Raw genomic sequence first — 14,297 nt, forward strand, 5'->3', positions numbered from 1 at the left:
ATGTTTTCCGCCCGGCGATCCCGGGCGCCGGGCACGACGAGAGGCGCACCACCCCATGCACGACACCGGAACCGTGGCACCGTCGGATCCGGCCCCCGACCAGGTGGATTCGCAGAGCAAGCACGCCCGGCGCTTCGGTCTTCCGATCGCCACGTGTCTCGTCATGGGGAACATCATCGGCGGCGGCATCTTCCTGCTCCCGGCCTCCGTCGCCCCGTTCGGCACCATCAGCCTCGTCGCCTTCGCCGTCCTGACCGCGGGCGCCATCGCCCTCGCGCTCGTCTTCGGCAGGCTCGCGGAGCGCGATCCGCGGACCGGCGGCCCGTACGTCTACGCCCGTGCCGCCTTCGGCGACTTCGCCGGGTTCCTGGCCGCCTGGTCGTACTGGATCACCACCTGGGTGTCCAACGCCGCCCTGGCCGTCGCCGCCGTCGGCTACCTCGACGTCCTGATCCCGGTCAACGAACACAAGTGGTCCGCCTGTCTGGCCGCGCTGGTCCTGCAACTCCTGCCCGCGCTCGCGAACTTCGCGGGCACGCGGTACGTGGGCGCCGTCCAACTGGTCGCCACCGTGCTGAAGTTCCTGCCGCTGCTGCTCGTCGCGGTCGGCGGTCTCTTCTTCTTCGACAGCGCCAACCTCGGGCCGTTCCAAGCGAGCGACGACAGCCCGGTCGGTGCCGTCTCGGCCGCCGCCGCGATCCTGCTCTTCTCCTACCTGGGCGTCGAGTCCGCCGCCGTCAGTGCGGGCGAGGTGCGCGACCCGCGCCGCAACGTCGGGCGCGCCACGATCTTCGGCACCCTCGGCGCCGCCGTCGTCTATCTGCTCGGCACGCTCGCCGTCTTCGGGACGGTCGCGCACGACAAGCTGGTGGCCTCCACCGCGCCGTTCTCGGATGCCGTCGACGTGATGTTCGGCGGCTCCTGGGGCGGCACCGCGGTCGCCTGTGCCGCGCTGGTCTCGATGGTCGGCGCGCTGAACGGCTGGACGCTGCTGAGCGCGCAGACGCCGTACGCGGCCGCCCAGGACGGGCTGTTCCCGAGTGCGTTCGGGAAGAAGAAGCGCGGCGTGCCGACCGTCGGCGTCCTCGTCACCGTCGTCCTCGCCTCGCTCCTCACCGTCTACAACTACACGGCGGGCTCCGGCGGCGTCTTCGAGTCCCTCGTCCTGATCACCACGTTCACGGCGACCGTGCCCTACCTCCTCGCCACCGTCGCGCAGATCTACTTCCTGGTGTCCGGGCAGCGCGAGCGCGTGCACCGCGGGCGTCTGGTGCGGGACGGGATCCTCGCGGGCGTCGCGTTCGCGTTCTCCATGTGGCTGGTCGCCGGGTCCGGGTACGCGGCCGTCTACCAGGGCGTGCTGTTCCTCTTCGTGGGCGTGCTGGTCTACGCGTGGATGGCGGCCCGCAAGCAGCGGACCGCCACCGAACAGCACTGATCCGAGTCCCGGAACGGGATCGTCGAGCGGGCCGCTCCCGCCGCCCCCAACGGCGGGAGTGGCCCGCGGTCGCGCCTACCTCGCCAGCGGCGCGACGACCCAGCGGCGTGTCTTGAACATGCTGTCCTGCGCGCCGATCTCGATCAGCTTGCGGGCCGCCGGATAGGCCTCGTCGCCCTCCATCTCATAGCCGACCTCGAACGTGCCGGGCACGTCCTTGACCTCGGGCCTGCGCTCCGCCGTCGCCCGCTGTCCCGGCTCGTCGGCGCTGATCGCCGCGATCTCGGCGAGCAGCTTCTTCTGTGCCGCGTCGAGCGCCTTGCGCGGGTCGCGCTCCAGCGGCGCCGCCGCGGCCTTGCCGCCCTTGGGCGGCGGAGGCGAGACCTCGGTGCTCGGCTCGCGCATGACGCCGGTGGCCCGGCGGGTGGCGATCTGCGCCTGGACGGCCGTGCCGTCGTTGTCGAGACCGACGCGGATCAGGCCGTGTCCCGGCGTGATGACGGGCACGCCGTCGAAGACCTGCCGGAACGTCACGTGCGTCTGCAGCGACACGGGACGCCCGACCTCGGAGCCGTCCTTGGTGCCGGAGTTCTGCATCAGGTCGTGCACGCTGTCGACGACGAGCTCGGCGCCTTCCGCGTACCGCTCGGCGAACGCGCGCGCCGCCTCGATCGCACGCTCGGTGGGCAGTTGCTGGGTGTTGCGGTGGTTGGGCTCGGCGAGCCTGACCCAGCGGCTGCCCTCCAGGCCGCTGGAGATCACGCGGTCGCCGGAGGTCGCGCTGAGCACGCCGAGCCGGTCGACCTGCACCTCTTGCAGCGCCGCCGACGGGAAGTCGGCCAACTGCCCGAGCGCGCTGAGCTCCGCGCCCGGCTCGCGGGGCGCCAGCTGGACGATCTGCTGCTGCCCGGGGAGCTGGGAGAGCGGCTCCCTGATGCCTTCGCGGGCGTAGTACCAGCGCCACGCGTACCAGTTGTCCGGCACGTGGTCGCGGTAGAAGTTCCGCTCGGTGTTGAGGCGGTTGGTGGCCTCTGCCTGGGTGGAGCCGACGGCGCACACCGAGGGCGCCTGGCCGTGGTAGATGTCCCAGCTGGCGTTGAGCCAGGCGTCGCAGTACGTCTGCCCGGACCGCCACTTCTCCCAGAACTTCTTGCCGTAGTCCGGGCTGTCGATGCTGACCGTCTCGAACCCGAAGATCATCCGGAAGCCGATGTTGGGTCCGGCCCAGGTGCGGATGGGGGAGTGCCCGCCGAGGACGCGCAGCGAGGTGCACGTCGACCAGAAGACGTAGTTCGCCTTCTCGTTGCCGAGCGCCATCCGGTTGGAGATGGCGTCGCTGCGGCCGTCCCAGACGGCGCCGAGCGGCGCGAAGAAGACGCCGTTGTTGTCCATGCCGCCGTGGCCCGAGTGGTAGACGGCGACGACCGCGTCCATGCCGTAGCGGTCCTGCCAGTTGTCGTACGTCTCCTCGTACGCCCACACCTGTGCGCCGCCGTCGGCGAACCAGAAGTTCCGGTCGTAGAACTGCTGGAGGTACGCCAGCCAGCCGGTGGCGTCGCCGTGGGTGTGGGAGAGGGACGACTGGTTGACGAACTTCTGGATGCTGAAGGCACCCCACCAGCCGAAGGTCGAGTCCCGGTCACCCGCTGCTCCGGGCTTCTCGGGTTCGAGCGGAGACGGACCGTGGTCCGAGTAGTTGATGCGCATGGCCATACCCCCTGAGAGGATCTCCTCGTTCCGTGCGCGAGGGGGCCTCAAAGTGTCACCGCGGACGCCCCTTGCCCAGTTGCCATTCCGGCCATAGGCCCCCTGCCACGCACCTGTTCCCGCACCTCAGAGGCCCCTTTGGCGCGTCGCCCCACACAACGTGTTCGTATCGCCCGACGCGCACCTGCGCACCCCGCTCGAACACCTCCGGCGACGCACCGGACCCCGCCCGGCCCGTTTTCACCCGGAGGCTCCCGGTGTCGGGAACGCGGGAGGTGGGAGAGGGCGCTGAGGGGGCAGGTATGCCGGTGTAGCGTCGGGATTCCTTTGTCAGTAGTCAGTAGTCAGTAGTCAGTAGTCAGTAGTCAGTTGTTCAGTGGTGAAGAGTGGAGCGGCCATGCACGGTGCGGGTGATCGGATCGATACGTCGACGGCACATTCGGCGCGGGTGTACGACTACATCCTCGGCGGCAAGGATCACTACCTCGTCGATGCCGATGCCGGTGATGCCATGTGTCGGCACTGGCCTGCGCTGCCCGTGCACATGCTGGAGAACAGGCGGTTCATGCACCGTGCGGGGCGGTACCTCGCCGAGGAGCAGGGGATCCGTCAGTTCCTCGACATCGGCACCGGCCTGCCCACCGCGCCCAATCTGCACGAGGTGGCGCAGGAGGTGACGCCGGAGTCGCGTGTGGTCTATGTCGACAACGACCCGATCGTGCTGGCCCACGCCCGTGCGCTCCTGCAGAGCTCGCCGGAGGGTGCGACCGCGTACATCGATGCGGACATGCACGATCCGGACGCCATCCTGGACAGCCCTCAGTTCCGTGCGCTCATAGACCTGGACGAGCCGGTCGGGCTGATGATCATCGGGATCCTCCACTTCATCCTGCCGCCGGACGACCGGCGCCTGGTGCAGCGTCTGCTGGAGCCGCTGCCGTCGGGCAGCTTCGTGGCGCTGACGATCGGCACCGGTGATTTCGCGCCAGAAGAGGTGGGCCGGGTGGCCGAAGAGTACGGGCGGCAGGGGATGCCGATGGCGCTGCGCGACCTGGCGACCGCCTCGTCCTTCTTCGAGGGCCTGGAGCTGGTGGAGCCCGGGGTGACCCAGGTGCACAGGTGGCGGCCGGGGCCCGAGCAGGAGGGCGTGGACGACAGCGCCATCGCGATGTACGGGGCGGTGGCCCGCAAGCCTTGAGGGGCACGCGGTTCGACAGTTGCCCTCGGGGCGGCTGTTGCGCCCCGCGCGCCCCGTTTTCGTCCGGAGTGTGATCGGATGGGGCAACAGAACTTCCGATCACGGATCCGCACTGAAGGGAACTGCATCGTGGCAACCACGCGCTCCGCGCACACGGTCTGGGAAGGCTCTCTGGCAGAGGGCTCGGGCACCGTCACCTTCGATTCCTCCGGAATCGGGGAGCAGGCGGTGTCCTGGCCGTCGCGCGCCGAGGAGGCGAACGGCAAGACCAGCCCGGAGGAGCTGATCGCCGCCGCGCACTCCAGCTGCTTCTCCATGGCGCTGTCGCACACCCTCACCGGCAAGGGCAACCCGCCGACCCGGCTCACCGCCTCCGCCGACGTGACCCTGACGCCCGGCACGGGCATCACCGGCATCCACCTCACCGTCGAGGGCGTCGTGCCCGGTATCGACGAGGCCGCCTTCGTCGAGGCGGCCGAGGCCGCCAAGGCGGGCTGCCCGGTGAGCCAGGCCCTGTCCGGCACGGACATCACCCTCTCGGCCAAGCTGGCCTGAACCACCGCCTGTTGACAGTGCCGTCACCCCTGTCGGGGTGGCGGCATTGTCATGTGCGGCATTGACAACAGCCCGCTCAAGTTTTGTGATGGAGAACGGAGTAGACCGGGAAACGGGGGACGTGAGCTCGCGGCGGAAGGGACTGGACCATGGCACGTGCGGTTGGGATCGATCTCGGGACGACGAACTCAGTGGTGGCCGTGTTGGAGGGCGGTGAACCCACCGTCGTCGCCAACTCGGAGGGCGCGCGCACCACACCCTCCGTCGTCGCCTTCGCGAAGAGCGGCGACGTCCTGGTGGGCGAGGTCGCCAAGCGGCAGGCGGTCACCAACGTGGAGCGCACCGCGCGCTCCGTCAAACGCCATATGGGCGACGGGATGTGGCGCTTCCCGGAGAGCGGCTCCGTGGACGGCACCCGCTACACCGCGCAGGAGCTCTCCGCGCGGGTCCTGCAGAAGCTCAAGCGCGACGCCGAGTCCTATCTGGGCGAGGACGTCACCGACGCGGTGGTCACCGTGCCCGCGTACTTCGACGACACCCAGCGCCAGGCCACCAAGGAGGCCGGTGAGATCGCGGGGCTCAACGTCCTGCGCATCGTCAACGAGCCGACGGCGGCGGCCCTGGCGTACGGCCTGGACAAGGGCGACGACCAGACCGTCCTCGTCTTCGACCTCGGCGGCGGCACCTTCGACGTCTCGCTCCTGGAGATGGGCGAGGGCGTCATCGAGGTGAAGGCCACCAACGGCGACACGCAGCTGGGCGGCGACGACTGGGACCAGCGGATCGTCGAGCACCTGGTGCGGCAGTTCAAGAACGGGCACGGCGTGGACCTCGGCAAGGACAAGATGGCGCTCCAGCGCCTGCGCGAGGGCGCCGAGAAGGCGAAGATCGAGCTGTCCGCGTCGAGCGAGACGGACGTCAACCTGCCCTACATCACGGCTTCGGCGGAGGGCCCGCTGCACCTCGCCGAGAAGCTGACGCGCGCCCAGTTCCAGGAGCTGACCGCGGACCTGCTAGACCGCTGCAAGGAGCCCTTCCACCAGGCGGTGAAGGACGCGGGAGTCAAACTCTCCGCCGTGGACCACGTGATCCTCGTGGGCGGCTCCACCCGGATGCCCGCGGTGACGGAGCTGGTCAGGGAGCTCACCGGCAAGGACCCGCACAAGGGTGTCAACCCCGACGAAGTGGTGGCGCTCGGCGCGGCGCTGCAGGCCGGGGTCATCCGCGGCGACGTGAAGGACGTGCTCCTGCTCGACGTGACACCGCTCTCCCTCGGCATCGAGACCAAGGGCGGCATCATGACCAAGCTCATCGAGCGCAACACCACGATTCCCACCCGGCGTTCGGAGACCTTCTCTACCGCCGAGGACAACCAGCCCTCGGTCGGCATCCAGGTCTTCCAGGGCGAGCGGGAGATCGCCGCGTACAACAAGAAGCTCGGCGTCTTCGATCTGACGGGGCTGCCGCCCGCCCCGCGCGGCGTACCCAAGATCGAGGTCACCTTCGACATCGACGCCAACGGGATCATGCACGTCTCGGCGAAGGACGAGGCCACAGGACGCGAGCAGCGCATGACGGTGACCGGCGGCTCCGCGCTGCCCAAGGACGACATCAGCCGCATGGTGCGGGAGGCCGAGGAGCACGCGGAGGAGGACCGCAGGCGACGCGAGGCGGCGGAGACCCGCAACCAGGCCGAGCAACTCGTCTACCAGACGGAGCGGTTCCTCCAGGAGAACGGCGGGGACGGCGAGAACGCCGCGCGGATCCCTGCGGACACGAGGGCCGAAGTGGAGTCGGCCGCGGCCGAGTTGAAGGACGTCCTCAAGAACCGGGCCGACGACACGGCTGCCGTGCGCGCCGCCGCGGAGAAGCTGTCCGCGGTGAGCCAGAAGATGGGCCAGGCGATGTACGCGAACTCCGGCGGGGGCGCCTCGGACGGCCAACAGCCCCAGGAGAGCGCCGCCGAGGAGGGAGTGGTGGACGCGGAGATCGTGGACGAGGACGACAAGCGCGCCGGAGAGAAGGGCGAAGGCGACAAGGGCGGTACCCGGTAGGCGAGATGGGAGCGGGTGGGCTCACGAACCTCACGAACCCGTCCGCTCCCAGCCCCGCCGGTCCGGCCGCGCACCCACGCGCTTCGGGTCCCGGCTGCGGTAGACCACGTACGGCCGGAACAGGTACTGCACCGGCGCGCTGAACATGTGGATCAGCCGGGTGAAGGGCAGCAGCGCGAAGAGCAGCAGGCCGATCACCGCGTGGATCTGGAAGGTGAGCGGGACACCCACCATCCGGTCCACGTCCGGCTGGAGCGTGAACAGGCTGCGGGCCCAAGGGGCGATGGACTCGCGGTAGTTGTAGCCCTCCTCCAGACCGGAGTTGGTGAGCTTGGCCCACATGCCCATCACGATCGCCCCGAGCAGCACGACGTACATCACCTTGTCGTTGACGGTGGTCGCCCGGAACACCGGCGCGTTGGTGCGGCGGCGGTAGAGCAGCATCAGGATGCCGAGCACCGCGAGCGCGCCCGCCGCCGTGCCGCCCCACAGCGACAGCTTGTGGTACGCGCTCTCGGTGAGGCCGACCTTGTCCGTCCACGACTCCGGGACGAACAGGCCCATCAGATGGCCGACGAGCACGAAGAGGATGCCGTAGTGGAACATCGGCGACGCGATGTTGAGGAGCTTGGACTCGTAGACCTGCGAGGAGCGGGTCGTCCAGCCGAACTTGTCGTAGCGGTAGCGCCAGATGATGCCCGCGACGAGCAGGACGAACGCGAGGTAGGGGAGCACGCCCCACAGCAGTGTCTTCATGAGGAGCGCTCCCCGATGAGTGCGAAGGGCTGGAGTCCGACGTCCTCGCGCGGCGGCCCGGACCGGGCGAGGGCCTGCGCCTCCGCGCGATCCTTGGGCGAGGGGCCCGGCAGCGTCGCGCACACCGCCTCCATGACCGCCGCGTATGGTGTGCCGAAGTCGGCCAGCGCGATCCGCAGCAGCTCCAGGCCGCTGCGGTGCTCCTTCAGAAGCACCGGGCCCGCCTGGGCGGAGAACTCCAGGACCGCGGGCAGGAAGTCGGGGAGTTCCTCGCCGGTGAACTCCAGGCCGTGCTCCCGGTAGGTCTCCTTGAAGCGGACCAGGGCCATGCCGCGGCGCCGCGTGTCCCCGTCCCGCCACCAGCTCAGATACAGGCTGTGGCGGTTCTTGAAGTCGAAGACCCGGACGTAGTGCGCGGCGAGCTCGCGCGGGTCGGTCGTTTCCACGTGGGTGAGGAAACCGTCGAGACCGGCGGGGGCGGCCGCCCGCAGCAGCGGCAGCCGCTCGTGGAACTCGTCGTCCGGATAGGCCAGGCAGAGCGCCGCCGCCTGGTACAGCACCGCGTGCCGCGTCACTTGTCGTCCTCCTTCACCGCGTGGGCCTTGTCGACCGCGCTCGGCTCCTCGTCGGCGGTCTGCCGGGCCCGCAGCGCGTGGAAGTTCTCGATGGTGACCAGCGGCAGCTGTTTGCGGCCGGAGTCCTGCCCGAAGGGGCCGTCGTCGCCCATCCCCGGGCCGCCCTCGTAGTCGAGGCTGCACGAGTCGGGGAGCGCCGACTCCTCCAGGCGCTGGGCGTCGGCGACGGCGGCGGTCGGGATGACGTACCGGTCCTCGTACTTCGCGATGGCGAGCAGCCGGTACATCTCCTCGATCTCCTGCCCCGACATGCCCACCGAGTCGGCGGTCGAACTGCCGGGCGTGTCACCGAGGTTGATGGCCCGCATGTGGGCCCGCATCGCCGCCAGCTTCTCCAGCGAGGACCGCACGGGACCGACGTCCCCAGCGGTGAAGATCTCCGCGAGGTATTCGAGGGGGATGCGCAGCGTGTCGATGGCGCCGAAGAGGTTGTCGAGGTCCTCGCCGTCGTGGCCGGTCTCCGTCAGCGCGTCCACCACGGGGGAGAGCGGCGGGATGTACCAGACCATCGGCATGGTGCGGTACTCCGGGTGCAGCGGAAGCGCCACCTTGTACTTGCTGATCAGCGCGTGCACGGGGGAGCGGCGTGCCGCCTCGATCCAGTCGTACGAGATCCCGTCCCGCTCGGCGGCGCGCCGCACCTCCGGGTCCTCGGGGTCGAGGAAGACGCCCAACTGCGCCTCGTACAGCTTGTGTTCGTCGGGCTCGGAGGCCGCGGCCGTCACCTTGTCGGCGTCGTACAGGATCACGCCGAGGTAGCGCAGGCGCCCCACGCACGTCTCCGAGCAGACGGTGGGCAGGCCCACCTCGACGCGCGGGTAGCACATCGTGCACTTCTCGGCCTTGCCGGTGCGGTGGTTGAAGTACACCTTCTTGTACGGGCAGCCCGTCACGCACTTGCGCCAGCCCCGGCACTGGTCCTGGTCGACGAGGACGATGCCGTCCTCCGACCGCTTGTACATCGCGCCGGACGGGCAGGACGCCACGCACGCCGGGTTGAGGCAGTGCTCGCAGATCCGCGGAAGATAGAACATGAAGGTCTGCTCGAAGGCGAACTTGACCTTGTCCGCGGCCTGTTGCCGGGTCTTGGCGACCATCGGGTCGAGATCGCCGTGCTCCGTGGCGCCGCCCAGGTTGTCGTCCCAGTTCGACGACCACTCGATCTTCATGGGCTTGCCGCTGATCAGCGAGCGGGGCTCGGCGACCGGGTAGTCGTCGCCGAGCGGGGCGTCGGTGAGGTTCTTGTACTCGTACGTCCAGGGCTCGTAGTAGTCCTTGATCTCCGGCAGCTTGGGGTTGGAGAAGATCTCCAGGAGCGACTTGATGCGGCCGCCGTTCTTCAGCTTCAGGGCGCCCCGCTTGTTCAGCTCCCAGCCGCCGCGCCACTTCTCCTGGTCCTCGTAACGACGCGGATAGCCCTGCCCGGGGCGGGTCTCCACGTTGTTGAACCAGACGTACTCCATGCCGTCGCGGTTGGTCCACGCCTGCTTGCAGGTGACCGAGCAGGTGTGGCATCCGATGCACTTGTCGAGGTTCATCACCATCGCGATCTGAGCCATGACGCGCATCTAGTACTCCACCTTCTGCGAGCGGCGACGGATGACCGTGACCTCGTCGCGCTGGTTGCCCGTCGGGCCGAGGTAGTTGAACGCCCACGACAACTGCGCGTAGCCGCCGATGAGATGGGACGGCTTGAGGATGAGGCGGGTCAGCGAGTTGTGGATGCCGCCGCGCTTGCCGGTGGTCTCCGTCTTGGGGACGTTCACCGTGCGTTCCTGGGCGTGGTGCATGAAGACCGTCCCGGCCGGCATCCGGTGCGAGACGATCGCCCGCGCCACGACCACGCCGTTCCGGTTGACCGCCTCGATCCAGTCGTTGTCCCTCACGCCGATCGCGTCCGCGTCCTGCGGCGCCATCCAGACGCACTGGCCGCCGCGCGAGAGGGACAGCATGAAGAGGTTGTCCTGGTACTCGGAGTGGATCGACCACTTGTTGTGCGGCGTGAGGTAGCGGACCGTCACCTCGCGCTCGCCGTCGGGGCCCAGCCGTGGTTCTCCGAAGAGGCGGTTCATGTCCAGCGGCGGCCGGTAGACGGGCATCGCCTCGCCCAGCTCGTGCATCCAGTCGTGGTCGATGAAGAAGTGCTGGCGCCCGGTGAGCGTGTGCCACGGCTTGAGGTGCTCGGTGTTGAGCGTGAACGCCGTGTACCTGCGCCCGCCGGACTCGCTGCCGCTCCACTCCGGCGAGGTGATCACCGGGACGGGCGCGGCCTGCGTGTCGGCGTACGTGATGCGCTTGCCCTCGTGCTCGGCGGCCAGGTGCGCCATCTCCTGGCCTGTGCGCGCCTCCAGGGTGTGGAAGCCCTGGGTGGCCAGGCGGCCGTTCGTCGTGCCGGACAGCGCGAGGATGGTGTTGGCGGCCTTCACCGCCGTGTCCAGGGCGGGGCGCCCGTCCGCGGGCCCGCCGCGCACGACGCCGTTGCGCTCGCGCAGCTCGTCGACCTCCTGGTCGGGGTGGAGGGCGATGCCCTTCGCGGGCAGTCCCAGCTGTTCCACGAGCGGGCCGAGCGCGGCGAACTTCGCGCCGATCGCGGTGTAGTCGCGCTCCACGACCGTCAGGTTCGGCATCGTCCTGCCCGGTACCGCCTCGCACTCGCCCTTGCGCCAGTCGAGGACGACGCCGCCGGGCTGCGCGATCTCGCCGGGGGTGTCGTGCTGGAGCGCGGTGGCGACGACGTCTTTGCGCACGCCGAGGTGGTCCACGGCCAGCTCGCTGAGCCGGTCGGCGATGGCGCGGAAGGTGTCGAAGTCGGTGCGGGCCTGCCAGGGCGGGTCGACGGCCGGGGTGAAGGAGTGCACGTAGGGGTGCATGTCGGTGGTCGACAGGTCGTGCTTCTCGTACCAGGTGGCGGCGGGCAGCACCACGTCCGACAGCAGCGTCGACGACGTCTGCCGGAAGTCGAGGGAGACGAGCAGGTCGAGCTTGCCCTCGGGGGCCTCGTCGCGCCAGGTGACGGTGGACGGCCGCTCGTCAGGGGCCGCCTCCTCCGCCCGCAGCGACGAGTGCGTGCCGAGCAGGTGCTTGGTGAAGTACTCGGCGCCCTTCGCGGACGAGCCGAGGAGGTTGGCGCGCCACAGGGTGAGGACGCGCGGCCAGTTCTCCGGTGCGTCGGGGTCCTCGCAGGCGAACTTGAGGGTGCCCGCCTTGAGTTCGTCGACGACGTTGGCCACCGGGTCGCCCGCCGCCTCCCCCAGGGCGAGGGAGCTGCGGTCGAAGGTCGGATACGAAGGCATCCAGCCGGTACGGGCCGACAGCGCAAGACAGTCCGCGCCCGTCATTCCCGCGAAGCGGCCCTCGCCCAGCGGTGAGGAGAGCACGTCCGCCGCGAACTTGTCGTAGCGCCACTGGTCGGTGTTGAGGAACCAGTAGGCGGCCCCGATCATCTGCCGCGGCGGCCTGCTCCAGTCGTTGGCGCTCGCGAGCGTCGCCCAGCCGGTGACGGGGCGGCACTTCTCCTGGCCGACGTAGTGCGCCCAGCCGCCGCCGTTGCGGCCCTGGCAGCCGGTGAGCTGGAGCAGGGCGAGGAAGGAGCGGTAGATGGTCTCGGAGTGGAACCAGTGATTGGTCCCCGCCCCCATGAGGATCATGCAGCGGCCCTGCGACTTCTCGGCCGTCCGCGCGAACTCCCGGGCGATCTTCACGCACTTCGCGGCGGGGACGGAGGTGTGGGCCTCCTGCCAGGCCGGGGTGCCGGGCGCGTCCGCGTCGTCGTACGAGCTTGGCCACGCCCCCGGCAGTCCCTCGCGCCCGACGCCGTACTGCGCGAGCAGCAGATCGAAGACCGTCGTGACCAGCGGCCCGTCCTGCCCGCCCAGCCGGGTGGCGGGCACCCCGCGCCGCACGACCTCGCCGCGGCCCTGCCCGTGCGTGCCGCCCTCGGTGTCGAACCGGGGCAGCAGGACCTCGACGCCCGCCGCGACCCCGGCGCCGTGCAGCGTCAGGAGCGGCTTGATGTCACCGAGCTCCAGGTTCCACTTGCCCTTGCCGGACTCGGTCCAGCGGAAGCCCAGCGAGCCGTTCGGGACGGCGGGCCGCCCGGTGTTCTCGTCGAGCACCGCCGTCTTCCAGTCACCGCCCTCGCCGTCCTCGCCGAGGTCAGAGGCGCGCAGGAACTTCGAGGGCACGTACGCGCCGTCCCGCTCGGTGAGCGTCACAAGGAAGGGCAGATCGGTGAACTTGCGTACGTAGTCGCTGAAGAACTCCGTCTGCCGTTCGACGAAGAACTCCTTGAGGATCACGTGCCCCATCGCGATGGCCAGCGCCCCGTCCGTGCCCGGATGCGGGTGCAGCCACTCGTCGGCGAACTTGGCGTTGTCGGCGTAGTCGGGCGCCACGACCACGACCTTCTGGCCGCGGTAGCGGGCCTCCGCCATCCAGTGCGCGTCCGGGGTCCGCGTCACCGGCACGTTGGAGCCCCACATCATCAGATACGCGGCGTCCCACCAGTCACCCGACTCCGGTACGTCGGTCTGGTCGCCGAACACCTGCGGGGAGGCGACCGGCAGGTCCGCGTACCAGTCGTAGAAGGAGAGCATCGGCGCGCCGATGAGGCTCATGAAGCGGGCGCCCGCGGCATGCGACACCATCGACATGGCGGGGATGGGGGAGAACCCCGCAACCCGGTCGGGCCCGACGGTCCTGATCGTGTGGACGTGCGCGGCCGCGATGATCTCGACGGCCTCGTCCCAGCTCGCCCGCACCAACCCGCCCTTGCCGCGCGCCTGTTGGTACGTCCGGCGGCGCTCCGGGTCGCCCTGGATGTCGGCCCAGGCCAGCACCGGGTCCTTCAGCCGCGCCTTCGCCTCCCGGTACATCTCCAGGAGGACGCCGCGCAGGTACGGGTAGCGGACGCGCGTGGGGGAGTACGTGTACCAGGAGAACGCGGCGCCGCGGGGGCAGCCGCGCGGCTCGTACTCGGGACGGTCGGGGCCGACGCTCGGATAGTCCGTGGCCTGCGTCTCCCACGTGATGATGCCGTCCTTGACGTACACCTTCCAGCGGCACGACCCCGTGCAGTTCACGCCGTGCGTGGAGTGCACGACCTTGTCGTGGCTCCAGCGGTCCCGGTAGAACGCGTCGCCGTCCCGCCCGCCGGTCAGCCGGACGCTGTGCAGGTCGGGGGCGTCGGCGCCGCGCCGGAAGAACTTCCCCGCCCGCAGCAGGGCGGCGGCGGGCTCGGTCGTCTCTGTCACCGTGGAGCTCCCTAGGTCTGCCTCCTTTCGAACCTAGGGGCGCAAACGACCTCGCACCCGCCGAAATCGGCCGTACGGGTGCGCGATGGCTTGCGGACGCCCCCCCTCGCGGAGGCGTGGGGCAGGTGTGGCCGGTGGCCCGGCAGGTGCCAGTTGCCCATTCCTTCGGGAATCGGGAAACACCCGCTAAGGTGCGTCGATGTCAGCGATCAAGAAGTTCCAGGTCACCTTCGACTGCGCCGAACCAGAGCGGCTGGCCCGCTTCTGGTGCGAGGTGCTGGGGTACGTCGCACCACCGCCTCCGGAGGGGTCGGCCACGTGGGACGACTTCAACCGCACGCTGCCTCCTGAGGAGCGGGATTCCTGGTTCGCCTGCAGCGACCCCTCGGGCGTCGGCCCGCGCCTGTACTTCCAGCGCGTCCCCGAGGGCAAGACCGCCAAGAACCGCGTACATCTCGACGTCAGGGTCGGCACCGGTCTCGTCGGCGACGAGCGCCTCGCCACGCTCGAAGCGGAGTGCGCACGGCTGGTCGCGCTCGGGGCGACCCATGTGCAGACGCTGTACGCCGACGGGGAGAACGAGTCGTGCATCCCGATGCTGGACATCGAGGGCAACGAGTTCTGTGTCGACTGAGGGGGTGCCATCCACGGCTCTGCCCGCCGCTGCGGACCGCGTACGGGATCTTGAGGCCACGAGCAGCC

At 69.8% G+C, this 14,297-nt stretch carries 10 protein-coding genes; 5 read left to right on the plus strand and 5 right to left on the minus strand.

What is annotated here, in order from left to right:
• Nucleotides 1-55: 55 nt before the first annotated feature.
• The gene (locus tag AC068B_RS13885; protein ID WP_478671543.1) at nt 56-1,438 is read left to right on the plus strand and encodes an amino acid permease; all 1,383 of its coding nucleotides are present in this window, start codon (nt 56-58) and stop codon (nt 1,436-1,438) included.
• Nucleotides 1,439-1,513: 75 nt separating this feature from the next.
• Here AC068B_RS13885 and AC068B_RS13890 read toward each other — a convergent pair whose 3' ends face one another.
• Nucleotides 1,514-3,145 (minus strand): DUF6345 domain-containing protein, encoded by a 1,632-nt coding sequence (locus AC068B_RS13890; protein ID WP_478671544.1) that lies wholly within the window; start codon nt 3,143-3,145, stop codon nt 1,514-1,516.
• Nucleotides 3,146-3,542: 397 nt separating this feature from the next.
• Between AC068B_RS13890 and AC068B_RS13895 the strand changes: the two genes are divergently transcribed.
• The 3 genes from AC068B_RS13895 (at nt 3,543) to dnaK (ending at nt 6,952) form a co-directional block, all read left to right on the plus strand.
• Nucleotides 3,543-4,343, plus strand: a complete 801-nt coding sequence (locus tag AC068B_RS13895) for an SAM-dependent methyltransferase (protein ID WP_478671545.1) — start codon at nt 3,543-3,545, stop codon at nt 4,341-4,343.
• Between the two features lie 129 nt (nt 4,344-4,472).
• The gene (locus tag AC068B_RS13900) at nt 4,473-4,898 is read left to right on the plus strand and encodes an OsmC family peroxiredoxin (protein WP_468564591.1); all 426 of its coding nucleotides are present in this window, start codon (nt 4,473-4,475) and stop codon (nt 4,896-4,898) included.
• Between the two features lie 149 nt (nt 4,899-5,047).
• Entirely contained in the window at nt 5,048-6,952 is a 1,905-nt protein-coding gene (gene dnaK, locus AC068B_RS13905; protein WP_478671548.1) for a molecular chaperone DnaK, read from the plus strand.
• A gap of 30 nt (nt 6,953-6,982) precedes the next feature.
• Here dnaK and narI read toward each other — a convergent pair whose 3' ends face one another.
• Genes narI through AC068B_RS13925 form a run of 4 tightly spaced genes read right to left on the minus strand, consistent with a single transcriptional unit; the run spans nt 6,983 to nt 13,595 of the window.
• Complete coding sequence (gene narI / locus AC068B_RS13910; RefSeq protein ID WP_478671549.1) at nt 6,983-7,708, minus strand: respiratory nitrate reductase subunit gamma; 726 nt, start codon at nt 7,706-7,708, stop codon at nt 6,983-6,985.
• Entirely contained in the window at nt 7,705-8,283 is a 579-nt protein-coding gene (gene narJ, locus AC068B_RS13915; RefSeq protein WP_478671550.1) for a nitrate reductase molybdenum cofactor assembly chaperone, read from the minus strand. Before narJ ends, narI begins: the two co-directional genes overlap by 4 nt.
• The gene (gene narH, locus AC068B_RS13920; RefSeq protein WP_478671552.1) at nt 8,280-9,911 is read right to left on the minus strand and encodes a nitrate reductase subunit beta; all 1,632 of its coding nucleotides are present in this window, start codon (nt 9,909-9,911) and stop codon (nt 8,280-8,282) included. Before narH ends, narJ begins: the two co-directional genes overlap by 4 nt.
• Complete coding sequence (locus AC068B_RS13925) at nt 9,912-13,595, minus strand: nitrate reductase subunit alpha (RefSeq protein WP_478671553.1); 3,684 nt, start codon at nt 13,593-13,595, stop codon at nt 9,912-9,914.
• A 199-nt stretch (nt 13,596-13,794) separates the two neighbouring features.
• On the opposite strand from AC068B_RS13925, the gene AC068B_RS13930 reads away from it, so the two are divergent.
• On the plus strand, nt 13,795-14,229 hold the full coding sequence (locus tag AC068B_RS13930; RefSeq protein WP_478671554.1) for a VOC family protein: 435 nt from the start codon (nt 13,795-13,797) through the stop codon (nt 14,227-14,229).
• Nucleotides 14,230-14,297 lie beyond the last annotated feature (68 nt).

This window comes from Streptomyces sp. NPDC042371 (genome assembly GCF_056437465.1).